At 47.4% G+C, this 24,076-nt stretch carries 19 protein-coding genes; 7 read left to right on the plus strand and 12 right to left on the minus strand.

Annotation, left to right across the window (positions count from 1 at the left end; genetic code table 11):
• The first annotated feature begins 111 nt into the window (after nucleotides 1-111).
• Both LRP49_RS11145 and LRP49_RS11150 read left to right on the plus strand, forming a co-directional pair.
• Nucleotides 112-1,320, plus strand: a complete 1,209-nt coding sequence (locus tag LRP49_RS11145; protein ID WP_420791544.1) for a methyltransferase — start codon at nucleotides 112-114, stop codon at nucleotides 1,318-1,320.
• The gene (locus tag LRP49_RS11150) at nucleotides 1,321-2,043 is read left to right on the plus strand and encodes a sulfite exporter TauE/SafE family protein (protein ID WP_274142250.1); all 723 of its coding nucleotides are present in this window, start codon (nucleotides 1,321-1,323) and stop codon (nucleotides 2,041-2,043) included.
• A 50-nt stretch (nucleotides 2,044-2,093) separates the two neighbouring features.
• Here the strand turns inward: LRP49_RS11150 and LRP49_RS11155 are convergent, their stop codons facing one another.
• Nucleotides 2,094-2,981, minus strand: coding sequence for a DUF3943 domain-containing protein (locus LRP49_RS11155; RefSeq protein ID WP_274142251.1), 888 nt, complete (start codon nucleotides 2,979-2,981; stop codon nucleotides 2,094-2,096).
• Nucleotides 2,982-3,136: 155 nt separating this feature from the next.
• Nucleotides 3,137-4,321, minus strand: coding sequence for an aromatic amino acid transport family protein (locus tag LRP49_RS11160; protein ID WP_274142253.1), 1,185 nt, complete (start codon nucleotides 4,319-4,321; stop codon nucleotides 3,137-3,139).
• 232 nt (nucleotides 4,322-4,553) lie between these two features.
• On the opposite strand from LRP49_RS11160, the gene LRP49_RS11165 reads away from it, so the two are divergent.
• The gene (locus LRP49_RS11165; RefSeq protein WP_274142255.1) at nucleotides 4,554-5,801 is read left to right on the plus strand and encodes a CinA family nicotinamide mononucleotide deamidase-related protein; all 1,248 of its coding nucleotides are present in this window, start codon (nucleotides 4,554-4,556) and stop codon (nucleotides 5,799-5,801) included.
• A 51-nt stretch (nucleotides 5,802-5,852) separates the two neighbouring features.
• Here LRP49_RS11165 and glsA read toward each other — a convergent pair whose 3' ends face one another.
• The 8 genes from glsA to ubiG all read right to left on the minus strand — a co-directional run bounded on the left by glsA (nucleotide 5,853) and on the right by ubiG (nucleotide 15,730).
• Nucleotides 5,853-6,794 (minus strand): glutaminase A, encoded by a 942-nt coding sequence (gene glsA / locus LRP49_RS11170; protein WP_274142257.1) that lies wholly within the window; start codon nucleotides 6,792-6,794, stop codon nucleotides 5,853-5,855.
• Entirely contained in the window at nucleotides 6,791-8,350 is a 1,560-nt protein-coding gene (gene gadC, locus LRP49_RS11175; RefSeq protein WP_274142258.1) for a glutamine/gamma-aminobutyrate antiporter GadC, read from the minus strand. The genes glsA and gadC overlap by 4 nt, the downstream gene beginning before the upstream one ends.
• Nucleotides 8,351-8,440: 90 nt before the next feature.
• Nucleotides 8,441-9,820: a glutamate decarboxylase gene (gene gad / locus LRP49_RS11180; protein WP_274142259.1), complete on the minus strand. Its 1,380-nt coding sequence runs from the start codon at nucleotides 9,818-9,820 to the stop codon at nucleotides 8,441-8,443.
• Nucleotides 9,821-10,146: 326 nt separating this feature from the next.
• Nucleotides 10,147-10,437 carry a class I ribonucleotide reductase maintenance protein YfaE gene (yfaE, locus tag LRP49_RS11185; RefSeq protein WP_274142261.1) on the minus strand — a complete coding sequence of 97 codons (291 nt, stop codon included), beginning with the start codon at nucleotides 10,435-10,437 and terminating at the stop codon, nucleotides 10,147-10,149.
• Nucleotides 10,434-11,567, minus strand: coding sequence for a class Ia ribonucleoside-diphosphate reductase subunit beta (gene nrdB, locus LRP49_RS11190; protein WP_274142262.1), 1,134 nt, complete (start codon nucleotides 11,565-11,567; stop codon nucleotides 10,434-10,436). The genes yfaE and nrdB overlap by 4 nt, the downstream gene beginning before the upstream one ends.
• A 66-nt stretch (nucleotides 11,568-11,633) precedes the next feature.
• Nucleotides 11,634-13,913: a class 1a ribonucleoside-diphosphate reductase subunit alpha gene (nrdA, locus tag LRP49_RS11195; RefSeq protein ID WP_274142263.1), complete on the minus strand. Its 2,280-nt coding sequence runs from the start codon at nucleotides 13,911-13,913 to the stop codon at nucleotides 11,634-11,636.
• A 399-nt stretch (nucleotides 13,914-14,312) separates the two neighbouring features.
• Nucleotides 14,313-14,969 (minus strand): phosphoglycolate phosphatase, encoded by a 657-nt coding sequence (gph, locus tag LRP49_RS11200; protein WP_274142264.1) that lies wholly within the window; start codon nucleotides 14,967-14,969, stop codon nucleotides 14,313-14,315.
• 47 nt (nucleotides 14,970-15,016) lie between these two features.
• Nucleotides 15,017-15,730, minus strand: coding sequence for a bifunctional 2-polyprenyl-6-hydroxyphenol methylase/3-demethylubiquinol 3-O-methyltransferase UbiG (gene ubiG / locus LRP49_RS11205; RefSeq protein ID WP_274142265.1), 714 nt, complete (start codon nucleotides 15,728-15,730; stop codon nucleotides 15,017-15,019).
• A 621-nt stretch (nucleotides 15,731-16,351) separates the two neighbouring features.
• On the opposite strand from ubiG, the gene gyrA reads away from it, so the two are divergent.
• Together gyrA and serC are read left to right on the plus strand one after the other, a co-directional pair.
• Complete coding sequence (gene gyrA / locus LRP49_RS11210; protein ID WP_274142266.1) at nucleotides 16,352-19,000, plus strand: DNA topoisomerase (ATP-hydrolyzing) subunit A; 2,649 nt, start codon at nucleotides 16,352-16,354, stop codon at nucleotides 18,998-19,000.
• Between the two features lie 255 nt (nucleotides 19,001-19,255).
• Complete coding sequence (gene serC / locus LRP49_RS11215; protein ID WP_274142267.1) at nucleotides 19,256-20,338, plus strand: 3-phosphoserine/phosphohydroxythreonine transaminase; 1,083 nt, start codon at nucleotides 19,256-19,258, stop codon at nucleotides 20,336-20,338.
• 54 nt (nucleotides 20,339-20,392) lie between these two features.
• On the opposite strand, the gene LRP49_RS11220 is transcribed toward serC, so the two are convergent.
• A complete protein-coding gene (locus LRP49_RS11220) occupies nucleotides 20,393-21,151 on the minus strand; it encodes an MBL fold metallo-hydrolase (RefSeq protein WP_274142268.1) in 759 nt (252 codons plus the stop codon).
• An 86-nt stretch (nucleotides 21,152-21,237) separates the two neighbouring features.
• Entirely contained in the window at nucleotides 21,238-21,444 is a 207-nt protein-coding gene (locus tag LRP49_RS11225; RefSeq protein WP_274142270.1) for a hypothetical protein, read from the minus strand.
• On the opposite strand from LRP49_RS11225, the gene LRP49_RS11230 reads away from it, so the two are divergent.
• Complete coding sequence (locus LRP49_RS11230; RefSeq protein WP_274142272.1) at nucleotides 21,443-22,825, plus strand: uracil-xanthine permease family protein; 1,383 nt, start codon at nucleotides 21,443-21,445, stop codon at nucleotides 22,823-22,825. The genes LRP49_RS11225 and LRP49_RS11230 overlap by 2 nt on opposite strands.
• Nucleotides 22,826-22,946: 121 nt before the next feature.
• Nucleotides 22,947-24,026, plus strand: coding sequence for an ion channel (locus LRP49_RS11235; protein WP_274142274.1), 1,080 nt, complete (start codon nucleotides 22,947-22,949; stop codon nucleotides 24,024-24,026).
• Nucleotides 24,027-24,076: the final 50 nt, after the last annotated feature.

A 24,076-nucleotide genomic window follows, 5' to 3' on the forward strand; every position in this document is an offset into this window, starting at 1 on the left:
TGTTTCCGTGGAGTTTCATGCTGGTTTCTACCTGCGCAACTTCAGGTTATTCAGGGTTAGGGTTATACTCCGCGCGTTTTGATTAAACCGCTTTTCAGCCCGGAGTAAGTCTTGTCTCATGTAGCGTCTCCTCTTGTTTCACAGTTTTTAAGACTCGACGAGATGTTGTCGAGTCATGTTGATCTTTGGCAGGGTGTCCCGTTCGACTGTATGGACTTGCCTTGGCGCAAGACACACCCAACTCTTTGCCATTGGCTGGATGAACAAAGCTTAACCACACTTCAAGCACTAAAAGAAAACCCTTCTGCATTAGCTGAGGCGATCAGTGATTGGTTACCTGAGATCGCGCACTTGCAGGGATCCGGTGATGTGCCGGAACACGCCATGTCTTCGCTTCAATGTGATACGCATTGGGCGACAGGCATTCCGGGAAGAAAGTGGGCACAAATTCAAGCGTTTAATCAGGCATTACCAGAAGACTCAGCTGGGCATTGGCTAGAGTGGTGTGCGGGTAAGGGGTATTTGGGTCGAGTCTTAGCGGCTTCAAGAAAAGGAAAAGTGACAAGCCTCGAATGGCAGAAGATACTTTGTGACGATGGCCAGGACTATGCCCATAAGCACAATTTGGACATGCACTTTGTTCACGGCGATGCCTTCTCTCCTGACAGTGCCCGTTTACTGCGTGAATGCGATCATGCAGTAGCCCTGCATGCTTGCGGCGATCTCCATGTTACCTTGTTGCGCCACAGTGTAGGGTCGGAGATAAAAAGTGTAAGCGTTTCTCCGTGCTGCTATCACCTTATCCAGAATCCGTTCTATCAGCCACTTTCCAGCGTCGCGCAGAAATCGTCACTCACGTTGTCTCGACACGATTTAAAGTTACCGTTGCAAGAAACGGTAACCGCGGGACAAACGGTAAAGAACAAACGTTTTGTCGAAGTGAGTTTTCGCCTAGGGTTTGATGCCTTGCAGCGAGAATTGAACAATTCTGATTGCTATCTACCTGTTCCCAATGTACAAAAATCATTATTAAATGAAGGGTTTTCAGCATTTTGTCATTGGGCAGCGCAGCAAAAGCAAATACAGCTTCCTGAATACGTCGACTTTGACCATTTTCAACAAATTGGTGAAGCGCGATTCCACCACGTGGAGAAAATGGAAACCATTCGTACCTTGTTCAGACGACCTCTTGAAATGTGGCTGGTTTTGGACCGAGCAATCTACCTCTTAGAGAACGGTTTTGATGTTGACGTAACCACGTTCTGTGAACGGGCACTTACGCCGCGCAACCTCTTTATACACGCCAGAAGGAAAGGCTAAATGGACCTGAGCTTTGATCAGCTCATTCTTATCGCTCTCGCATTGTCAGCGGGAGCTTTTGTGCAAAGCCTAATCGGTTTCGGGCTCGCGATTGTCTCAGCCCCGATCGTGATGATGATTGATCCTATGTTGGTGCCGACCGCGGTCACCCTTGTGACCTTGTATCTCTCGTCAGTAAATACATGGCAATATCGGTCCCAATTGTCACTCAGAGGCTTAGGCTGGGCATTTGTTGGTCGTATTCCAGGCACGCTGGTCGCTGGGGTAATGTTGGTATACCTTTCTTTGTCGTCCATGCAAATTATTATGGGAGTCGCTGTTTTATTTGCTGTTATCGCCAGTGTGTTCAAATTTTCAGTAGAACCGAACAATAAGAATATGTTTCTGGCGGGGTTTGTTGCCGCCATCATGGGTACAACGACCAGTATTGGTGGACCGCCAATGGCATTGGTTTTACAAAAAATGGATGTGGTAAAGCTGAGGGCTAACCTTTCAGGTTATTTCATCTTTAGCTGTGTGATTTCTCTGATTGCATTGGCGGCGGCCGGCTATTTTACGTTATGGCATGTAAAAGTGAGTTTAGTGTCATTGCCTTTCGTGCTTCTCGCTTCAGCAATCGCCTATAAAGTGGCACCTTTTGTCCGCGCGGAGTGGGTAAGGTATGGGCTGCTCGCGTTATGCTCTTTTGCAGGTGTGACGACCATAATCCGCGGATTTGCGTGATCAAAAAAGCCAGCTAAAAGCTGGCTTTTTTATGCGTTTTTTTCGTCGCTTTAGAATTTCAGGCTGACTTGCATACCAATAAACTGCGCGTCGTAACCGGCACCTGAGTCCATCGCGTATTGCATCGCTTCTTTATTATCAAACCACGGGTTGTAGTTCATCTTCACTTCGGTATCGCCTTGCCAGATACTGGTTACCCAATGGTGGATATGGCCAACTGGGTTTAGGAAGAACAAACTAACACCACCCAGCGTTTCTGAACCAAGTACTTCACCGCCATCTGCAACGATGTCTTGCTCAGTCAGGTACATCCATTCACCCACTGCTGCGCCGAAGAGAGGGGTAACAATGATATCTTGGATAGACGGCACTTCAGCGAATGATTCTACGCCGTATTCCCAGAAGAACGTCGACATTGTGAAAGAGTATACGAACGATTCAAATTCGTTAAAGCCAGAGTGACGTGCTGCGGTGTAGTAAACACCGCCAAAGTAAGGGTGCATCACGTAGTTCAGGTAGTGATCATCTTTATCCCATACTGGGCCTTCAGAAACGTTGTCCCACCATTTGCTCGCAAGGTTACTGAAATCACGATCTTCTGCGGTCCAGTTAGTGACGCTTTCTGGAAGAAACGTCATCATACCCACGGTTGCCACACTCAAACCTAAAATGGTGTAAGTCTGACCCATCAGGTAATCCCAGTCTTTTTCTGGTGCAGTGGTCAGGTACTTTGGTAAACGGTGACTCGGTGCGTCATTGAAGCGCATACCTTTGTCTGTTTCCAGTGATGAGTTATCGCTCAATGCAGTTGGTGCAAAGCCATAAGTATTTGAATAGTCGTATGCTTGCTGTTCAAAATTCAGGGTTGAAGCATCAAAAGCAAAAGCAGATTGAGCACACAGCAAACTTGCTGCTGCCAAAGTCGAGCGATAGCGCACGCAGGATCTCCCACACAAACAAAAGCCAAACTCGACACAGCAGATAGGATCTGGTGCCAGGTTCGGCGTCTAATTAATTTATATTCACAAACGTGATTGTATTGTCGGTGCAGTATGTAACATCCGTGTTAAATACACCGGCACAGTATCGTCTCTTAATTGATACCGTTTACTAATTGTGAGGCAATTACAATTAGGCCGCTAATCATAGCAATGGAGAGGGCGATATTTCCACCAAAAACTTGGTACTTATCTTGGTTTAATCCCGTACGACGTACTTTTCTGACCATTAAAACAGGAAGAATAACTGCGAGTAAAACCAGCGCTATCGCGGCATAGCCTAACGCTTTGATAAATCCATCTGGGTAGAAGAGCGCGATCAGCAAAGGGGGAAGGAATGTAACAGCCCCAGTTTGCATTCGACCTTTGACGGTGTTGTCGCGTTTTAATGTGTCCGAAATAAAGTCAAAAAGGCCAAGACTCACGCCAAGGAAAGAGGTGGCTAGGGCAAGATCGGCAAACCATGAAATAGCCGAGGTAACACGAGGGGACATAACAACGGCACTGATAGCGTGGAAGAAACCTTGCAGGTCACCACTTTGTGATAGAGAGCTTTGTCCCAGAGCGCCAAAGCTCGCTGCTTGCCAGAACATATAGATAAGTAACGGCAAGGCTGACCCGCAAATCATGATAATGCGAAGAGCCCGCATGTTAAGGCCAGTGTATGCCACAACGGAAGGAATGCTGCCGTGAAAACCAAAAGAGGTGAAAATCACGGGAATAGCAGCAACCAGCAGACCTTGTTCGATAGGCAGTACGATAAGGTTACTCATTGATACATGTGGCGTGAGTAACCCCAAAGACAGTGCTAGCATGATGATTTTTAGTGCGAAAAGCCCGCGATTTATAAAGTCTACCTTTTGCGTTCCTAGCATGATGATACTTGCTACAAGGAAGGTAAACAGAACAGTTCCGGCAGCAGGGGGAACGTCAAAGTGCGCGATGGATGATAGCTTTGAATTGAATTGACCACCGCCACCCGCAATGTACGCGGCGCACAATGCATAAAGGAGAAATAGCGTTGCAAAGGTAGCTAAATATTGGCCTTTACGTCCCAAAAATTGTTTTGCCAAGGTGTTGAGCGTTGCACCGGCGGGTGCGTGTTGGTGTACTTCTAACATCAGCAGTGCGGTATAACTCATTAGTATCCACATTGCTATCATAATGAGAGTGGATGTAGTAAAGCCGAGACCCGCTGAGGCGAGAGGCAATGCCAACATGCCTGCGCCGACTGTCGTACCGGCAATGATTAATATACTTCCTACTGTTTTACTGCTCATAGCTACCACTTAATGCTGTAATTAATTCTTTACGATTCTTGGGTTTGGTGTGAAATCTGTCGTTGCTGGTTGAATATTCCACGGATTATCAGACGGATCCATATTTCAAGGTGGCGGAGTGTAACAAAATAAAAACGGAAGGTGTAATTAAAAGTGTACGCACGTGGCGGTTGCGGTGGTGATAAGTGTCTGTGCATAATGGACTAACTTCAATGCATACAAGGAGATATCGGTGGAGCAGAGCAAACTTCGTGTTGCCATGTTAAGTACAGGCGAAGAGGTATTACATGGTGATATCACCGATACCAATGCCGCTTGGCTCTCGCGTCGTTGCTTCGAGGAAGGGTTTGCCCTTAATCGTCGTGTGACGACCGGTGATGCACTGGATGATATTGCGATTGAATTAGTGCGGTGTAGCCAAGTCTCCGACGTGGTGATTGTAAACGGCGGATTAGGGCCAACGACCGATGATCTCACCACAGAAGCCATGGCGATGGCGATGGATGTGGATCTTGAACTGAACAGCTATTGGCTGACTGCGTTGAAAGAACGTTTCGAAAAGAATGGCCGCACCATGCCAAAGAGCAACATCAAGCAAGCGATGTTGCCAGAGGGCGCGGAACTGATTGATAACCCAGTTGGCAGTGCTTGTGGTTTTTCGGCCGAGCTTAATGGGTGCTTGATGTTCTTTACGCCGGGGGTGCCTAGCGAATTCAAGCAGATGTTCGAAAATGAAATTCTGCCAAGGCTTCAAGCGCGTTATCCCAATACCGCCAAGCGCGAGATTCAGCGTCTTTACTCATTTGGCGTTGGTGAATCTACGCTTAATGATCGCTTTGAGGCGATAGATCTCCCAGACGGTTTTGAACTCGGTTACCGTTCTGCACTTCCGTTTATTGAAGTGAAGGTGTTTTCGCCGCGTCAGCACTCAGAAATCTCTTTGATCACAGAAGCAATCCGGCATGCGATTGGTGACAATCTGGTGGGTGATGGCAAATCATTGCTGGATACCATGGGTGCGTTGCTGAACGAAATGAACCTGAATTTAGCGGTCGCAGAGAAGTTTACAGGTGGTTACCTGACCAACTGGTTAAACGAGAACGTGGACACCAGAAATGCGCTGGTTCAAAGTTGGGTGTTAAGTGAGTCTTCGCTGGTGACAGAAACGGATTACAACCCGCTTGCGGCAGTACTCGCAATGGCGACGGCAGCACGAGAAAATGCAGGTGTAGAGCTTGGTCTTGCCAGTGGAAATGTAGAAGCAGGCCGAGTCGCATTGGGCCTTTCGACCGCATTGGGGGACTGGGGCATCATTGTGAAAACCGGCCGTAAGCTAACCAATGAAGATTACCGTTGTTATGCTTCTACAATGCTGCTCGATATGTTGCGCAGATACCTGACAGGAAAAGAGATGTTTCCGGAAGTCAGTGCGCTGACAACGTTGGAATCGCTACACATTCCCGCAGAAATCGACGAATAAAGAAAAGCCTGACAGTTGTCAGGCTTTTTTCTCTGTTTTTTCGCCACAGGTTCACGACGAGTAGATATTGAGTCCCAGTGATTTCACGACATGGGCAATCATTCGTTGTGCGCGGACACTATTGCCTGATTCATCCAGCGGTGGAGAGAACGCGGCAATGCCGAGTTTACCTGGAGCCACAGCAAGAATGCCGCCACCCACGCCACTTTTCCCAGGTAATCCCACTTCAAAGGCCCAATCACCGGAATAATCGTAAAGACCTTCCATCGTCATTTCGGCAAGAATATGAGGAATGTTTTTGGCGGAGAGTACTTGCTCGCCTGAGATCGGATTCACGCCTTTGTTCGCAAGCGTTGCGCTCATTGCGGCGAGATCTTTGCAGGTGACGAGTGTTGAGCATTGTCGCGTGTAAACTTCACACGCTTCCATTGGGTCACAAAAACAATTTCCGGCTGCATAAAGTAGCCATGCAATGCCTCGGTTGTGGAAGTTGGTCGTTTGCTCTGATTCGTTGATTTCATCAGATAACACAATCTCGTTGGCAGTAAGCTTGCGTTGCATGTCGAGAATGCGTGACCAGCGTTCTTCTGGGCTCTGAGCATTAAGCAGGCTGACACTTGCCATTGCACCTGCATTTACAAGCGGTGACAGTGGCTTATCTTGATGCTCGCAAAGTGCGAGCACGGAGTTGAACGGCAGGCCTGTTGGCTCGGCACCAATTTTCTCTCTCACTTCTTCAGGCCCAACATCTTCCATCAACAAGCCGAGGGTAGCGACTTTGGAAATAGACTCGATGGCAAACCCATAGTCACTTTGACCCGCTTGGAACACCTGACCGTCAGCCGTCACGACGACCAAGGCGGAAAGTGCAGACGGTACGGAGTCTAAGTAGGGAATGTAACTTGCGTTCTCACCGCCCGGAAGGCTATGGAACAAGGTATACGTTTCATCAACCAGTGCTTGCAATTCAGTGGTGTTAGGCATCGAGTTCATGCGTTGCCTCCTTGGTTGTTTTGGTGGCTTTCTGTGACTTGCGGCGTGTGCTTGTCAGAGTGATTCTGCAAGCCAGGGTGAACGCCTTCGATTTGCCAAGTGAATGGCGCAAAATCTGAGTTTTCGTCACGCCAGTGGGGCTTTCTCACTGCGTAAATGACTAGCGGAATTGCGATAAACAGCAGTGTTAAGCCAACCAGCAGTGAAATGAACACGGTTGGGCTGCCAACGGCGATTTGGCTTGGGGGAATGAAGCTGAACGCAAACGCAGTCAGCGATGCTGTGAAACCTATACCAGCAATGACATACAGGCCGTTTTTACCGCCCGGTACGCGGTAGGGACGAGGACGATTAGGCTGGCTGAAACGCAGGTATATCGCAGCGGAGAACATCAGCATATACAAGGTTAGATAGATAACGGCCGCAAGTTGGCTGAGGATCTGATACGCCGCTTCTACGGATGGGAGCACGACGAAGGTAATGGCCAAGAAGCTGACAATAATACCTTGTACCAGAAGGATATGTGTTGCCATGCCGTTTTTGTTGGTGTGCTGCCAGAAGCGAGGCATGTAACCGGCTTTCGCTACCTCAAGCAGACCCGTTGATGGCCCCGCAACCCATGTCACGATACCCGCCAGAACACCGATTGCGAGACAAATGGCCATGATGGGGGCGAGGAAGCCGAGGCCTGCCCATTTGAACATGTCAAAGTAGGCGACAAGCAGGCTTTGTGTGAGGTTAATGTCTGCGCTTGGGATCACGAACGCGATCGCCAACGTACCAAGGATAAAGATCACGACAGTCCCCAATGCAGCCATACCGATTGCCAATGGGTATGAGCGGGTGGGGTTCTCGAGGTCTTTTACGTGAATAGCGTTCATTTCCATACCGGCATAGAACAAGAATATGCTGGCGGCGAGTACGACATTATTGAAGTTTGAGAAGTCTGGTACCAGTTGTGACCATGACAAATCAATCTGAATTTTTGCGCCGCTGAAGTAGAACGAAAACCCTAATATGATCAGGATAATGGCAGGGATAATGGTACCAATGATACCGCCCCATTTGGACAGCAAGGTAAACGCAGAGACTCCTTTGAACGCCACAAACGTCGCAAACCAATAGATGGCGAGCACGATGGCGAGCACAAAGAATTTATTCTGCGACAACGCAGCATCAAATGTCTGATCTGGACCGATAAAGGCGAGAGACACTGCACCGAACGTTAAGGCCGTTGGAAACCACACGCAGACTTGAACGAAAAGCAAAAACATTGAAATGAAGGCAAGGCGAGGGCCAAACGCTTCACCGACCCAGCGGAAAATACCGCCCTTTTCTGGCCAACCGGTTGCTAATTCGGCGGCGACCAAAGACACGGGCACTAAAAAGAACACCGCAGCAAAGACATAGTAAAACACCGAACTGAGTCCGTACTCGGCTTCGGCGGGTAAGCCACGAAGGCTGACAACGGCTACCACGTTCATGATGGCAAAGGTAGCGACACTGATTTTTCCAGCTTGCTTGAGGCTGCTGTTAGAAGGCGATTTCTTATTCATCTTTCTTGTTCCTGCAAGTATGTCTGACCGTCGAGCGAGCGGCCAGACAGGGATAAATGCAAAACTAACTTTTCTTGGGCGAAGAGCGGGTTAACCGTGGTGGAATGAAGACGTTGCACCGGAATGCACTTGGGGGTACTGCTTGAAGTACTCAACGCAACGTTTGAGGTCTTCTAACATCAGAGCGGCCATATCAAGACTTACGCCATGGCGGATCATGATGCGCTGAATAACCGTATCTTGTCGGTTACCTGGCAATGGGTAAGAGGCAATTTGCCAACCGCGCATGCGCATTCGATCGGACAGGTCGTAGAGGGTAAATCCCCAGTCCCCTTCTTTCAGGCTGTAACTTAGTGCGGGTAATCCGCCGCGGCCATCATAAAACAGATCAAATGGACCAATTTTCGCAATTTCATCTGCCAGCCATTGTGCGGTTTTCAAGCAGCTTTCTTGGATGCCTTTGTAGCCATCAAAACCTAACCGTAGGAAGTTGTAATATTGGGCGACGATCTGTCCGCCAGGTCGGGAAAAATTAAGGGCGAATGTTGGCATGTTGCCGCCAAGGTAATCGACATTGAATACCAATTCATCTGGCAGGTGTTGTTCATCGCGCCATACAACCCAGCCCACACCGAGAGGAGCGAGACCATATTTATGACCTGAACTGTTGATGGAAACGACACGCGGTAAGCGGAAATCCCATTTCAATTCTGGGTTAATAAAGGGAGCGATAAAACCGCCTGACGCACCATCAACATGAATAGGGACATCTAGGCCTGTAGAGGCTTGCAGTTCATCGAGTTTATTGGAGATAGCTTCGACAGGTTCAAATACACAGGTGTAAGTCACGCCGAGAGTTGGTACAACGCCAATGGTATTTTCATCGACATATTGCATGAGTTTGTCTGGGTTCATACAAACTTCATCGCCATCTAGGGGGATTTCGCGCATTTCGACGTCGAAGTAGCGCGCAAACTTATGCCAGCAAATTTGTACGGGACCGCACACTAAGTTGGGTTTGTCTGTAGGGAGTCCTTGCGCTTCGCGCTTTTGACGCCAACGCCACTTCATGGCCAAACCGCCCAGCATCGCGGCTTCCGAGGAGCCAGTGGTTGAACAGCCAACCGTGGTTTCACTTTCTTGGCTATTCCACAATTTAGCGAGGATGTGGACACAGCGAGCTTCGATCTCAGCAGTTTGAGGATATTCGTCTTTATCGATCATGTTTTTGTCGATACAGACATCCATGAGTTCATGAACACTGGGTTCCATCCAGGTAGAGCAAAATGTAGCGAGGTTCTGTCGAGCATTCCCATCCATCAGTAGCTCGTCTTTTAGCATCTGTGCGACGAGGTCTGCGGGCTGACTTTCTTTAGGTAGGGCGAATTTTGGTAGCTGGGTTTGGGAGAGGACTTCTTCATAGAGGTCTTCAGCTTCCAAACCATTTTGGTTTTTATAATGCAGTCCCATAAGTGTTGCTCCTTAATGTGCCTTCGAATAGAGAGGATCTAAAAACGGGTGAAGCACCTGTAGGTATAGTAGGAACAACGATTAAGAATTGCCTTAGTTTTAGGATGAAATCTTAGCTTGATAAAATGTCTTATAAATAAGATATGGAAGAGGTATATATTGATTAACTAATCATGTCTGGCGAATAAATTTGGATTTATAGGTGGGAATGGTGAATAACGCGAAAGGGGTTACGTGATATTTTTTCTGATGTAGTTCAAGGAACTCATTGTGTTTGCTGGGGAAGAGTCTGTTTGGCTAGACAAAAAAAGCGCCGTGAACCTGAGTCAAAGGTTCACGGCTTTTCTTGCTACAAATGAAACTTGATAATCGAAATCTAATTCGATGTTCTGTGCCGGTATCGCGCTGCAAGTGAGTATTTCTCCGGCTGCAAGATAAGCCATTGTGTCTTGCTGAGACACACTGCCTTTTTGCAGCTTGCAGCGGCATGCGCCACACACACCATTTCGGCATTGAAATTCGGGTTGTAGCCCAGCTTGCTCTAATTGCTCAAGCAAGGGCTGGTGGGTGTTACCCACCAGCGATTGACCGTTCACTGTGATAGTGATTCGGCTCATAGTTCAAAGTCACCTAAGTCATCAACATCAACATCGTTGTCGATTTGACCGACTAGGTATGAGCTGATTTCAGCTTCCTGAGGGGCAACTTGAACGTTGTCAGAAGACAGCCAAGCATTAATCCAAGGAATTGGGTTTTGGTTAGCCCCCGCATACGCTTGCTTCAGACCTACCGCAGACATGCGCAGGTTAGTAATATATTCAACGTACTGACACAAAATGTCTTTGTTTAAGCCGATCATCGAGCCATCTTTGAACAGGTACTCTGCCCACTCTTTTTCTTGCTCTGCGGCCGCTTTGAACAAATCAAAACACTGCTGTTCACACTCTTTAGCGATTTCTGCCATTTCTGGGTCGTCTTCACCGCCGCGCAGAATATTCAACATGTGTTGGGTGCTGGTTAGGTGAAGGGCTTCGTCGCGAGCAATCAGCTTGATGATTTTGGCATTACCTTCCATCAGTTCACGTTCTGCAAATGCGAAAGAACAGGCGAAGCTGACATAGAAACGAATGGCTTCTAACGCGTTAACTGACATCAGGCAGACGTAGAGTTTCTTTTTTAACTCACGCAGTGACACAACCACCGTTTCGCCATTGATGTTGTGTTCACCTTCACCTAAGCGATGGTAGTCGCCAGTAGCTTGAATTAAATCGTCGTAATAACCTGCAATATCATCCGCGCGTTTGATGATTTGTTCATTTACAACAATGTCGTCAAACACCAGAGATGGGTTGTTGACGATGTTGCGAATGATGTGAGTATAAGAACGAGAATGGATAGTTTCAGAGAATGACCATGTCTCTATCCATGTTTCTAATTCAGGGATAGATACCAGAGGAAGCAGTGCCACATTTGGGCTGCGGCCTTGGATGGAGTCCAACAGCGTCTGGTACTTCAGATTACTGATAAATATATGCTTTTCATGTTCAGGCAAGTTGGCGTAGTCAATGCGGTCGCCAGAGACATCCACTTCTTCAGGACGCCAGAAAAAGGAGAGTTGCTTTTCGATCAGCTTTTCAAAAATTTCATATTTTTGCTGGTCATAGCGAGCAACGTTCACTGGCTGACCAAAGAACATAGGTTCTTTTAGGGGATTGTTGTTTTGTTTAGAGAAAGTGCTGTAAGCCATTGCTATCAATACGCCGTGAAAAAGTTAACCGTTTAGAGGGAGCATTGCTCCCTCTAGGATGTTGAATTAGATTTTACATGCACCGCCTGCGCAGCCATCATCTTCTGCTGCTAGGTCTTGTTGTGCATCATCTGCACCATCACGAGTGTTGTGGTAGTACAGCGTTTTGACACCCAGTTTGTAAGCAGTAAGCAGATCTTTCATCAGCAGTTTCATAGGCACTTTACCGCCTGGCTGCTTGCTAGGGTCATAGTTGGTGTTCGCCGAGATCGCTTGGTCGATGAACTTCTGCATAATACCAACGAGTTGGAGGTAACCATCGTTTGATTCGAGGCTCCATAGCAACTCATAGTTATCTTTGTATTTCTCAAACTCCGGAACGACCTGCTTAAGGATGCCATCTTTAGACGCTTTGACCGATACATAACCGCGCGGCGGTTCAATACCATTGGTGGCGTTCGAAATTTGCGAAGAGGTCTCAGACGGCATCAATGCTGACAACGTTGAGTTACGCAAACCATGTTCGACGATCTCTTGGCGAAGCGTTTCCCAATCGTAGTGGAGTGGCTCATCGCAGATCGCGTCCAAGTCACGCTTGTAGGTATCGATTGGTAGGACGCCTTTCGCATATGTCGTTTCGTTGAACGATGGACAAGCACCTTGCTCTTTTGCCAAGCCGACAGACGCTTTCAGCAGGTAGTACTGAATGGCTTCAAACGTGCGGTGAGTAAGTCCGTTTGCGCTGCCATTTGAGTAACGTACACCGTTCTTCGCGAGGTAATAAGCAAAGTTAATGACACCCACACCTAGAGTACGGCGGTTCATTGTCGCTTTACGCGCAGCAGGGAGCGGATAATCTTGGTAATCCAGTAATGAATCCAGCGCACGGATAGTCAAATCAGCCAAGTCTTCGAGCTCATCAAGCTCTTTGATGGCACCTAGGTTGAACGCTGACAGGGTACACAACGCGATTTCGCCTTGGTCATCTTCAACGTTTGTCAGAGGCTTGGTCGGTAGTGCAATTTCCAGACATAGATTTGACTGGCGAATTGGAGCCACCTGCGGGTCGAATGGGCTGTGAGTATTACAGTGATCCACGTTCTGGATGTAAATACGACCCGTAGAAGCGCGCTCTTGCATCATCAAAGAGAACAGTTCAATGGCTTTTACAGTTTGACGCTTGATTGAAGTGTCTTCTTCATACTGGTTGTACAGACGCTCAAACTCGTCTTGGTCCGCGAAGAATGCATCGTACAAACCTGGCACATCTGAAGGCGAGAACAGTGAAATGTTTCCACCTTTGATGAGGCGCGTGTACATCAGTTTGTTGATTTGAACACCGTAGTCCATGTGACGAACACGGTTCTCTTCAACGCCACGGTTGTTTTTCAACACCAGCAAGTTTTCAACTTCACGGTGCCAGATTGGGTAAAACAGGGTTGCTGCTCCACCGCGAACACCGCCTTGTGAACAGCATTTAACCGCTGTTTGGAAATACTTGTAGAATGGGATACAACCGGTATGGAACGCTTCGCCGCCGCGAATAGGGCTACCCAACGCACGAATACGACCCGCATTGATACCAATACCTGCTCGTTGGCTTACGTAACGAACAATCGCACTTGCCGTTGCGTTAATTGAATCTAAGCTGTCATCACACTCAATCAGCACACAGGAACTGAACTGACGGGTTGGTGTACGTACGCCTGACATGATGGGTGTTGGTAGCGAGATCTTGAATTGTGACACCGCATCATAAAAACGTCGGATGTAATCAAGTCGGGTTTCTTTCGGGTAATTGGCGAACAAACATGCAGCGACCATAATGTACAAAAACTGCGCACTTTCGTAGATTTCACCAGTAACGCGGTTCTGTACCAAATATTTACCTTCCAACTGCTTAACAGCAGCGTAAGAAAAGTTCATATCACGCCAGTGATCGATATAACTATCGAGAACGTCTAACTCTTCTGCAGTGTAGTCTTCGATAATATGTTTGTCGTATTTGCCCATGTCAATCATGTTACGAACATGGTCACCCAGCGTTGGTGGTTCAAACTGACCATATGCCTTCTTGCGCAGATGGAACACGGCGAGGCGAGCAGCGAGGTACTGGTAGTCGGGCGTCTGTTCGGAGATAAGATCTGCCGCTGCTTTGATGATGGTTTCGTGAATGTCTTCAGTTTTGATACCGTCGTAGAACTGGATATGTGAGCGGAGTTCTACTTGAGAAACAGAAACATTATCTAGGCCTTCAGCAGCCCAAGTAATGACTCGGTGGATTTTGTCTAAATCTATGTTTTCCTTCGCGCCACTTCGTTTTTGAACAGTGAGTTGTTGGTTCATTTATCTTGTTCCCGGTATTTCCATGCCTGAAGACGTGTTTTTGTGAATTTCACAAAATACAAGGCAGATTTGTGATCAATATTAAAATTATGACTTGTGTGTCGAAACACTACATATAGGGTCTTCGACTGACTTTGGTAACAAGATAGTGTTGGGTGGGAGATAATGCAAGTTACTGCTGATAGCGTTATCTGTGGATATCTTGGGGATTTAAAACAAACGTTAGTGTTTACTAACCCTGATATGCCAATCAAGCCAATAGCATAGGAAAAAGCAAATCTTTTTGGGTGGTTTTGAGAAATTAAAAAATTTATTTTTCTTGCTTGAGAATCGAAAGGGTGATTCAGCTTAAGCTATTGATCATCGGTTGTTTTATGCACAAATGGGTTGTGATAAAGATCAGAATAATGACAGAACCTTTTCAATATTGTTAAAAATAAGATCTGCCTCCCAATCGAGCGGGTCGGTGGTTGTCGATATATATCCCCAAGACGCTACCGCTGAATACATGCCAGCTGCCTTTGCCGCGACGATATCGTTTTGTATATCACCAATATAGATACAGGATTCAGGGGTGACGCCAAGACGTTCAGCACTAAGAATCAGTGGTTCAGGATGAGGCTTTGCAACGGGCAAGGTGTCGGCACAGACAAGTGCTTGAGCGTTTTGTAAATCAGGGAAATAGGTCAGCAGTTGGTGAGTTAGATAGCCGGGCTTATTTGTCATAATCCCCCATGGGATCGACTGTTTAGTTAGGGCTTGCAGTAGCTCAGGTACACCAGAGTACATGCTGGTAGCACGACAGATGTCCTTTTCATAATGTTTAAGAAACATTAGTCGCAGTGCGTCTACATCTTTCCCTTCAATCTCTTTACCGAATCCTGCACGTAGGAGCCCTCTAGCACCATGACTGGTATTGGCCTGTATTTGTGCTTTTGATAAAGGGGTTAGCCCATGCTCTATTAGTACCTGATTGGCGGCGTTTGCCATATCTGGTGCCGTATCAAGTAAGGTGCCATCCAAATCAAACAGTACGGCGTTGATGCGTCCTTTCATCGTGAGATCCTGCTCGTTGTTACTTTAGCTTGGAAAAAAATGCCCGGTTACGCCGGGCATTGGGTATGAACGATGTAGTTCACATCAACATTACGAGGTGAAAGCCAATAATGATCGGTAAGGGGGTTATAGTGCAGCCCCGTCATGTGCTTTTCTTGTAACGATGTAGCATCAATCATGCGCAGAAGTTCAGATGGTCGGATGAATTTCTGATGGTCATGCGTGCCTTTCGGTACGATTTTCATCAGGTGTTCAGCACCCACAATCGCAAATAGCCAAGATTTCACATTGCGATTTAGTGTGGAGAAAAAGACATGTCCACCTGGTTTCACGAGTTTTGCACATGACGCAATAACAGAGGCCGGGTCTGGCACATGCTCTAGCATTTCCATGCACGTGACGACGTCGTATTGCTGTGCGTGGGATTCAGCGTGCTCTTCAGCAGTACATTGGATATATGAAACGTCAGTACCTGTTTCCAATGCATGTAGACGCGCAACAGTTAAAGGTTCTTTACCCATGTCGAGACCAGTTACGAGTGCGCCTTCACGTGCCATGCTTTCTGCAAGTATGCCGCCGCCACAACCAACATCCAGAACCTTCTTGCCGAAAATTCCATTACTTTCGGCGATAACGTAATTTAAACGTAATGGGTTGATGCGGTGCAGAGGCTTAAATTCGCCTTCTAAGTCCCACCAGCGCGAAGCCATATCTTCAAATTTTTTGATTTCTGCTGGGTCGACATTGCGTGGAGATGTCATCGACTACTTATCCCTAAAAAGTGTTTAACTTATTGGTTGGAATATACAGAAGTTTGCGCGAGCGGGGGAGAGGAAAGATTGAAAACAGCAAAACCGGAGGTTTTCACCCCCGGTTAGAGTGACTCCAGTTAGCGAAATTATCGATAATAAAATTTATGCTGCGCCAGCCAGCGTAATTGCTGCGAGCAGACCTAATAACGTGTATTTACCGATAATGATCGCCATGCCCAATGCATTGATTGCCTGATATAACATAGCGTCCCCCTTACAAACACGAAATGTGTCTGTAGCATTTTCACTTACAAATACTATGGGCATTGGGATCGGCTTCGCATTCCATGTGTATCAAAGTTGTTACATGTTGATTTGTGATCTGGGCAATTTTAGAGAGGTTGCTTCAAATGGTTTTCCAGATGCGTCTGTGAGAGCCTCAAATGAAAAACGCGACCTCCACCTTGAAGTTGAGCATTTTTTCGCCCTGTTGGCCTTTAGAGGGCCAAAATAAGAGTATTTCGTGATTTATCTCGGGTTTAGGCTGTGACTAATGGCGGGTTTTTATGGTATTCTCGCTGTCTTGCACGTAGTCAACTTTGACATACTTACCTGAGGGATATTGGCTCCATGAGCGATCTTGCTAAAGAGATCACGCCCGTCAATATTGAAGAGGAGCTGAAAAGCTCATATCTCGACTACGCGATGTCAGTTATCGTGGGTCGTGCTCTTCCTGATGTGCGTGATGGTCTGAAGCCAGTACACCGCCGCGTTCTTTTCGCGATGAATGTACTAGGCAATGACTGGAACAAAGCATACAAAAAATCTGCCCGTGTTGTCGGCGATGTGATCGGTAAATACCACCCACACGGTGACAGCGCTGTTTACGACACCATTGTCCGTATGGCACAGCCGTTCTCGCTGCGTTACATGCTGGTTGATGGTCAAGGCAACTTCGGTTCTATCGACGGCGACTCTGCTGCGGCGATGCGTTATACCGAAGTTCGTATGGCGAAAATCGCCCACGAATTGCTGGCTGATCTGGATAAAGAAACCGTTGATTTTGTTCCAAACTACGACGGTACAGAACAAATTCCAGAGGTCATGCCTACCCGAATTCCTAACCTGCTGGTAAACGGTTCTTCCGGTATTGCCGTAGGTATGGCGACCAATATTCCTCCTCACAACCTGACAGAAGTCATTAATGGTTGTTTGGCGTATATCGAAAATGAAGACATCAGCATTGAAGAGCTGATGACGCATATTCCGGGTCCAGACTTCCCTACCGCTGCGATGATCAATGGCCGTAAAGGTATTGAAGACGCATACCGTACCGGTCGCGGTAAGATCTATCTTCGCTCACGCGCAGAGATCGAAGTCGAGAAGAACGGTAAAGAAACGATCGTTGTTACTGAAATCCCTTATCAGGTTAACAAAGCGCGCTTGATCGAGAAGATCGCGGAGCTGGTGAAAGATAAGAAGATCGAAGGTATCAGCGCACTGCGTGATGAGTCAGATAAAGACGGCATGCGCATCGTTGTTGAATGTAAGCGTGATGCAGTAGGTGAGGTAATCCTCAACAACCTATATGCGCAAACGCAACTGCAGACCTCTTTTGGTATCAACATGGTTGCGCTGGATAATAACCAGCCACGTTTGTTTGGTCTGAAGGATATGCTGAAGTGCTTTGTGAATCACCGCCGTGAAGTGGTGACACGTCGTACTATTTACGAACTGCGTAAAGCACGTGATCGTGCACATATCCTTGAAGGTCTGGCGATTGCTCTGGCGAATATCGATGAAATCATCGAAATGATCCGCAACGCTCAAACCCCTGCGATTGCTCGTGAAGAACTACAAAAACGCGGTTGGGACCTTGGTTCTGTAGCTGCAATGCTAGAAGCGACTGGCGTTGACGCTGCGCGTCCTGAGTGGTTGGAAGACGAGTTTGGTGTTCGTGACGGTAAGTACTACCTGACTGAACAACAAGCGCAAGCAATCTTGGATCTGCGTCTGCACAAACTGACGGGTCTTGAACACGAAAAGATTCTTGATGAGTACAAAGAGCTGCTGACATTGATCGGTGAGCTGATGCTTATCCTATCTAGCCCTGAGCGTTTGATGGAAGTCATCACGGAAGAGCTAGAAGCGGTTCGTGACGGTTACGGCGATGAGCGTCGCACTGAAATCACTGCAGCAAGTGCAGACATCGACATCGAAGACCTGATCAATCAGGAAGACGTTGTTGTTACCTTGTCTCACGAAGGTTACGTGAAGTATCAGCCTCTGACTGATTACGAAGCGCAACGTCGTGGTGGTAAAGGTAAGTCAGCGACGCGCATGAAAGAAGAAGACTACATTGAGCGTCTTCTGGTAGCGAATACACACGATACTATTTTGTGTTTCTCAAGCCGTGGTCGTATGTACTGGCTGAAAGTTTACCAACTGCCGTTGGCTTCGCGTACGGCGCGTGGTAAACCAATTGTTAACCTGCTTCCGCTGGAGCAAGACGAACGCATCACTGCGATTCTGCCTGTGAAAGAATATGCAGCTGACAAGTTTGTCTTTATGGCAACCGGTGACGGTACCGTTAAGAAGACGCCGCTGACTGACTTCAGCCGTCCTCGTAGCGCAGGTATCATTGCAGTTAACTTGCGTGAAAATGACTCGCTGATTGGTGTAGATATCACAACGGGTGATAACGACATCATGCTGTTCTCGAAATCGGGCAAAGTTGTTCGCTTTAACGAAGGACAGGTACGTGGCATGGGTCGTACCGCAGCAGGTGTTCGTGGTATTAAACTGCCAGAAAACGACAAAGTTGTTTCTCTGATCGTTCCTCACAACGACGGTGATGTACTGACAGTAACTGAAAATGGTTACGGTAAGCGTACTGAACTGAGTGAATACCCAGCGAAGAGCCGTGCAACACAGGGTGTTGTGTCGATTAAGGTCTCTGAGCGTAACGGTTGTGTTGTCGGCGCGGTTCAAGTTGAAGCTGGCGACGAATTCATGATGATCACCAATGGTGGTACTCTGGTTCGTACGCGTGTTGCGGAAGTAAGCCAAGTTGGCCGTAATACCCAAGGTGTTACGCTTATCCGTACAAGCGAAGGTGAGAAAGTGGTTGGCCTTCAACGTATCGATGAGCCGGATGAAGAAATCCTGCCATTGGAAGAGGGTGAAGAGTCAACGACAGAAGCACCTGCGGAAGCAACGGCTGAAACCAAGCCAGATTCTTCTGACGAAGCACCAAAAGAAGACGACAGCGAAGAGTAATTCTCTGCGCATTCGGACTTTAGGTATAAAAAACGCAGCATTGGCTGCGTTTTTTTTATCACCTTTCTAAATAAGGCAGAATGAGAACGCGAATTGTCGTTTCAATCATGTCCAAAAGGTGATAAAACAAAATGAGCATATTTTGCGCTACGCAGGCTTAGCATCGGTTTAGTGAGCGGTCGTTAACAGGTCGTACGCACAGATTAAATTAGAACATCATAAATAAGCGATAAAACGCAGGAGCATTCTGAAATCATGGAAAAGGTCTATAACTTCTCGGCTGGCCCGGCAATGTTGCCTGAGGCTGTTCTGGCAAAAGTTCAAGCAGAATTGACTGACTGGAACGGGTCCGGTACGTCCGTAATGGAAGTATCGCATCGCGGGAAGCCATTTTTAGCTGTTGTTGCTGACGCTGAGAAAAACCTCCGTGAATTGCTGTCTATCCCTGACAACTACCACGTTCTTTATGCCCAAGGTGGTGCACGTGCACAATTTGCTGCAGTGCCAATGAACCTTCTGGGTAACAACACCATTGCTGACTATATCGATGGTGGTTACTGGGCGGCAAGTGCTGTTCAAGAAGCGAAAAAATACTGTACGCCGAATGTCGTGAACGTGAAAACCGAAGTTGACGGTAAGCGCGCAGTACTGCCAGCGAAAAGTTGGAAACTGAGCAGCGATGCGGCATTCGTTCACTTCTGCCCTAATGAAACCATCGACGGTATAGAAATCCGCGACTTGCCAGAAACGAGTAAGCCTATCGTTGCTGATATGTCGTCGACCATTTTGTCTCGCCCAATCGACGTTTCACAATACGGCGTCATTTATGCGGGCGCGCAGAAGAACATCGGTCCCGCGGGTATTACGCTGGTGATTGTTCGTGATGATTTGCTAGGTAAAGCGAAAGACTATTTACCTAACATCCTGAACTACAAGACGCTGGTAGACAAAGAATCGATGTTCAACACACCACCAACATTTGGTTGGTACTTGGCAGGTGAAGTCTACAAGTGGCTGAAAGAGCAGGGTGGTGTTGAAGCGATGCAGAAGAAAAATGAAGAGAAAGCAGCACTGCTTTATGACTTCATTGATTCGTCATCGTTCTACGTGAATAACATTCACCCAGATAACCGCTCCTTGATGAACGTGCCATTCCAACTGGCGAACCCAGAATTGGATGAAAAGTTCCTAGCGGAATCTGACGCATTAGGCCTGAAGGCACTGAAAGGTCACCGTGATGTTGGTGGTATGCGCGCTTCTATTTACAACGCGATGTCGTTAGAAGGTGTGCAAGCACTTGTTGGCTTTATGAAAGAATTTGAAGCGAACAACGCGTAAGCGTTTAAAAGAAATGTAATCCAAAGCCGTCGCAAGACGGCTTTTTTGTACCGACTAAATGCCTACCAGCTTTTTCAATTTGGTTTTAACCGAACGCCAATGCGTCACTGGCCTCTTTGGAATTTTATTCGTTAGAAATTGAATGTCTTCTTGCGTCGGCGAGACTCTTCCCCCGTGCGCCAGCATGATGGACTCGGCTTGGAGTGAAAACACTTTGGCAAGTGATTCTCTGTAACGGTTCGGGTAGAAGACAGGGAAAGGGGGAATAAACCGCCCTTTTACCGTCACCATTAAATCAGCCACGTAAATTGTGCTCATCGCTGGGTGATGGAGTGAAATGTCTCTGTCGGTGTGTCCGGGGGTTTCGAGTACTTTCCAATCGGAAAAGCCAGGTAAAGTATCCCCGTCCTTTAGGTAAAGGTCAGCGTGCAAACGACGATCGTACCAAACCCGTTTGGGCGTTTTCCCCATGCGTTTCGCCATCCATTTAGCCAGCGCAATATCCGTCCAATGCATCATGATGCCATCTATGCCGCGATACCATTCGTCAGTTGCAACGCCTGTCGCGATTTGACACCCCGTAATGCTACGCAGTCGGTGAGCTCCTCCTGCGTGATCGGGGTGCATATGGGTCACGACAATCCATTTCAAATCCTCAATGGGACGGTCAAGTGAGTGTGCAATGTATGACAGCACGACCCCAACATCGGCGCGGCTGCAACCGTCGAGCAGCATTAATCCCTTTTGATATTCGGCAAGGTATATGGTTTGGATGTAACCATCGATTTCATGGAGTATTGGGGTATCGGACACTCGGACCTCCTTTCTCATCAGACCAGTCAAAGTATACAGAAGTGATGAAATTTTTGTTGCTTATGTTCTCCCTGTGTTAAATGTGGTTATTGTGTGACCAGTTGACGCAAGCGTTTGCCGCAAACGATTGCTTTTTGTTTTTTCAGTTCTAAAATGGCGAAAAATTTCCTTCTCCACCATCGCTTTATCGTCTCTAAGCTCTGAGTAACAGCAATAACAGAACAAGGCTTTTTGACAGCCCAATGCCCAGTCAGCGCATTGAGGAATGCGACTTTTACAGGTACTTTTGCCATGACTCTTTCTCACACTAACGAAAAAGCTCGCTCGTCTGAATTGGTTTATCGTCTGGACGACAGACCGCCACTTCCACAGACATTGTTTGCGGCTGTCCAACACTTACTGGCGATGTTCGTCGCTGTGGTTACGCCTTCACTGATCATTTGCCAAACCTTGGGCCTGCCAGCGTCTGACACCAATACCATTGTCAGCATGTCATTATTTGCATCTGGCTTAGCGTCGCTTATTCAAATTCGTACCTTTGGTCCACTGGGATCAGGCCTTCTGTCGATTCAAGGCACCAGCTTTAACTTTTTAGGTCCTATTATTGGTGCTGGCCTTGCGATGAAAGCGGGCGGTGCAACAGTCGAAACGATGATGGCTGCTATTTTCGGTACCATCATGGTGGCGTCAATGACAGAAATCTTCTTGAGCCGCGTTCTTGAACATGCGCAGCGCGTTATCACGCCACTCGTATCCGGTATTGTTGTTACCTTGATTGGTCTGACACTTATCCAAGTAGGTTTGACCTCTATGGGTGGCGGCTATGCAGCCATTGAAAGTGGTACTTTTGGCGACCCGAAAAACCTTCTTCTGGCTGGCTCAGTGCTGGGTGTTATTGTTCTGCTTAATCGCATCAACAACCCTTACCTTCGTGTATCGTCGATTGTTATCGCGATGACGGTCGGCACCTTGATAGCGTTTGCGCTAGGTATGGTGAACACTTCGCCAGCAAGCGATGTAGAATTCTTTGCGGTGCCGATTCCGATGCAATACGGCCTATCATTTGATGTGGGTTTGTTAGTGCCATTGATTATTGTGTTCTTAGTGACGTCACTGGAAGCGATTGGCGACATCACCGCGACATCGGAAACATCAGAACAGCCAGTATCTGGCCCGGTATACATGCGTCGAATTAAAGGCGGCGTGCTGGCCGACGGTGTTAACTCCGCTTTGGCTGCTGTGTTGAACAGTTTCCCGAACTCTACGTTTAGTCAAAACAATGGCATCATCCAGCTTACGGGTGTCGCGAGTCGATACATTGGGTATTTCGTGGCGGGTATGTTGGTCATTCTTGGTTTGTTGCCAGGGGTTGCAACGCTTGTACAGCTTATCCCTGAGCCCGTGCTTGGTGGGGCGACGATCGTGATGTTCGGTACCATTGCAGCGTCAGGCATTCGTATCATTTCACGCTGTGAGCTTAACCGCCGTGCGATTCTGATTATGGCGTTGTCTTTCTCTATGGGACTAGGTATCGCACAAAAACCTGAAATCCTGCAATTTATGCCTGAATGGATTAAAAACATTCTGTCTTCAGGAATGGCAGCGGGTGGTTTGACCGCCATTATTCTGAATTTGGTCCTGCCAATCGAAGACAATAAAGAAGACATTCAATAAGTTTTTGCCAATAAAAAGGGCAGGAGGCACGCACTCTTGCCCTTTTTTCTTTCATATAACCTCATCCCTACCTCTCACTTTCGGCAACCTGTTTCTATACTGAGAAATTGGAGGTGTCGTTATGTCAAACCATTCAGATTCCACCAATTTTAACACCGCGCCCTCTGGGACTTCTGCGGAAAACGAGCATCAAAACAGTACACTCGGAAATGACAGCCACGCTCAATCTTGCTGTCAGTACCTCGATCCTGATGGCACCGCACACAAATGTAGCGAGATAGCGGGAGAGTCGGGGTTTTGCTTTTGGCATGACGAAAATGCGCCAAAGGATGGTGCGGATGTCAAATTGCGTCTCGAAGCGTACGCGAAAAGTGGCGGGCAGCTAAGGGGCATTATTGTGAAGCGGGCTGACCTACAAGATGTGAACTTGGTGAAACATGGAGCGGGAGGCGGATACGATCTGAGTTATGCCAACTTCTATCGCTCCAACATGACCAACGCACACCTGTTTAATGCGAAATTTGATCATGGCAGTTTGATGAAAGCCGATCTTCACGATGCCAATATCCACTGTGCTAGCTTTATCAATTGCAATTTACTCGGCGTGAAGCTCACTGACACCAAAATCGACAACATTAAAATAGGCAATACTCTTCAACAGGAAGAGGAAGGCCGTCAGGCAGAAAAAAAACGGGACATGGAGAAGGCGCTTGATCTTTTTGAGCAGTCCGAGGAAATCTATCGGGATTTGCGTAAAGCGTCTGAAGCGCAGGGTATTTTTACGATGGCAGGCTATTTCTTACAAAAAGAGCTGACCATGAGGCGTTTTCAGATGCCCATGTATTCGACACAACGGGCCATGTCTAAGACAGTAGATTTGTTCTGTGGCTACGGAGAAAGTCCCATTCGTGTCATATTCTTCTCGCTTGCTCTCATTCTGCTTTGCGCAATTATCTACTTTTATATGGGTATCCAGTATGCGGGTGAATATGTAGGTTATGCCGCAACCCAGACAATCGAAGGCAACTTTTGGGCATTTTCAGATTGTCTGTATTACAGCGTTGTTACCTTTACAACCTTAGGTTACGGCGACTTTATTCCGATAGGAATGTCGCGGCTTGTCGCAGCAACAGAAGCTTTCACTGGGAGTTTTACAATTGCCCTCTTCGTCGTTGTCTTCGTGAAGAAAATGACGCGCTAACTCACTGAGTCGTAAAAAGGAAGAAAACAGCACATCAGAGCAGCTGAGGG

The organism is Enterovibrio qingdaonensis (assembly GCF_028683135.1).
Classification (GTDB): Bacteria; Pseudomonadota; Gammaproteobacteria; order Enterobacterales; family Vibrionaceae; genus Enterovibrio; species Enterovibrio qingdaonensis.

Bases quoted from the DNA above. Each gene is read 5' to 3' on its own strand.
- LRP49_RS11150 (WP_274142250.1), top strand. From the start codon at position 1,321: ATGGACCTGAGCTTTGATCAGCTCATTCTTATCGCTCTCGCATTGTCA.
- gph (WP_274142264.1), bottom strand. From the start codon at position 14,969: ATGAAAGGACGCATCAACGCCGTACTGTTTGATTTGGATGGCACCTTA.
- yfaE (WP_274142261.1), bottom strand. From the start codon at position 10,437: ATGAGCCGAATCACTATCACAGTGAACGGTCAATCGCTGGTGGGTAAC.
- LRP49_RS11225 (WP_274142270.1), bottom strand. From the start codon at position 21,444: ATGGCAAAAGTACCTGTAAAAGTCGCATTCCTCAATGCGCTGACTGGG.
- glsA (WP_274142257.1), bottom strand. From the start codon at position 6,794: ATGAACTCGATGCCTAACACCACTGAATTGCAAGCACTGGTTGATGAA.
- ubiG (WP_274142265.1), bottom strand. From the start codon at position 15,730: ATGACATCTCCACGCAATGTCGACCCAGCAGAAATCAAAAAATTTGAA.
- nrdA (WP_274142263.1), bottom strand. From the start codon at position 13,913: ATGAACCAACAACTCACTGTTCAAAAACGAAGTGGCGCGAAGGAAAAC.
- LRP49_RS11230 (WP_274142272.1), top strand. From the start codon at position 21,443: ATGACTCTTTCTCACACTAACGAAAAAGCTCGCTCGTCTGAATTGGTT.
- gyrA (WP_274142266.1), top strand. From the start codon at position 16,352: ATGAGCGATCTTGCTAAAGAGATCACGCCCGTCAATATTGAAGAGGAG.
- serC (WP_274142267.1), top strand. From the start codon at position 19,256: ATGGAAAAGGTCTATAACTTCTCGGCTGGCCCGGCAATGTTGCCTGAG.
- LRP49_RS11160 (WP_274142253.1), bottom strand. From the start codon at position 4,321: ATGAGCAGTAAAACAGTAGGAAGTATATTAATCATTGCCGGTACGACA.
- gadC (WP_274142258.1), bottom strand. From the start codon at position 8,350: ATGAATAAGAAATCGCCTTCTAACAGCAGCCTCAAGCAAGCTGGAAAA.
- nrdB (WP_274142262.1), bottom strand. From the start codon at position 11,567: ATGGCTTACAGCACTTTCTCTAAACAAAACAACAATCCCCTAAAAGAA.
- LRP49_RS11235 (WP_274142274.1), top strand. From the start codon at position 22,947: ATGTCAAACCATTCAGATTCCACCAATTTTAACACCGCGCCCTCTGGG.
- gad (WP_274142259.1), bottom strand. From the start codon at position 9,820: ATGGGACTGCATTATAAAAACCAAAATGGTTTGGAAGCTGAAGACCTC.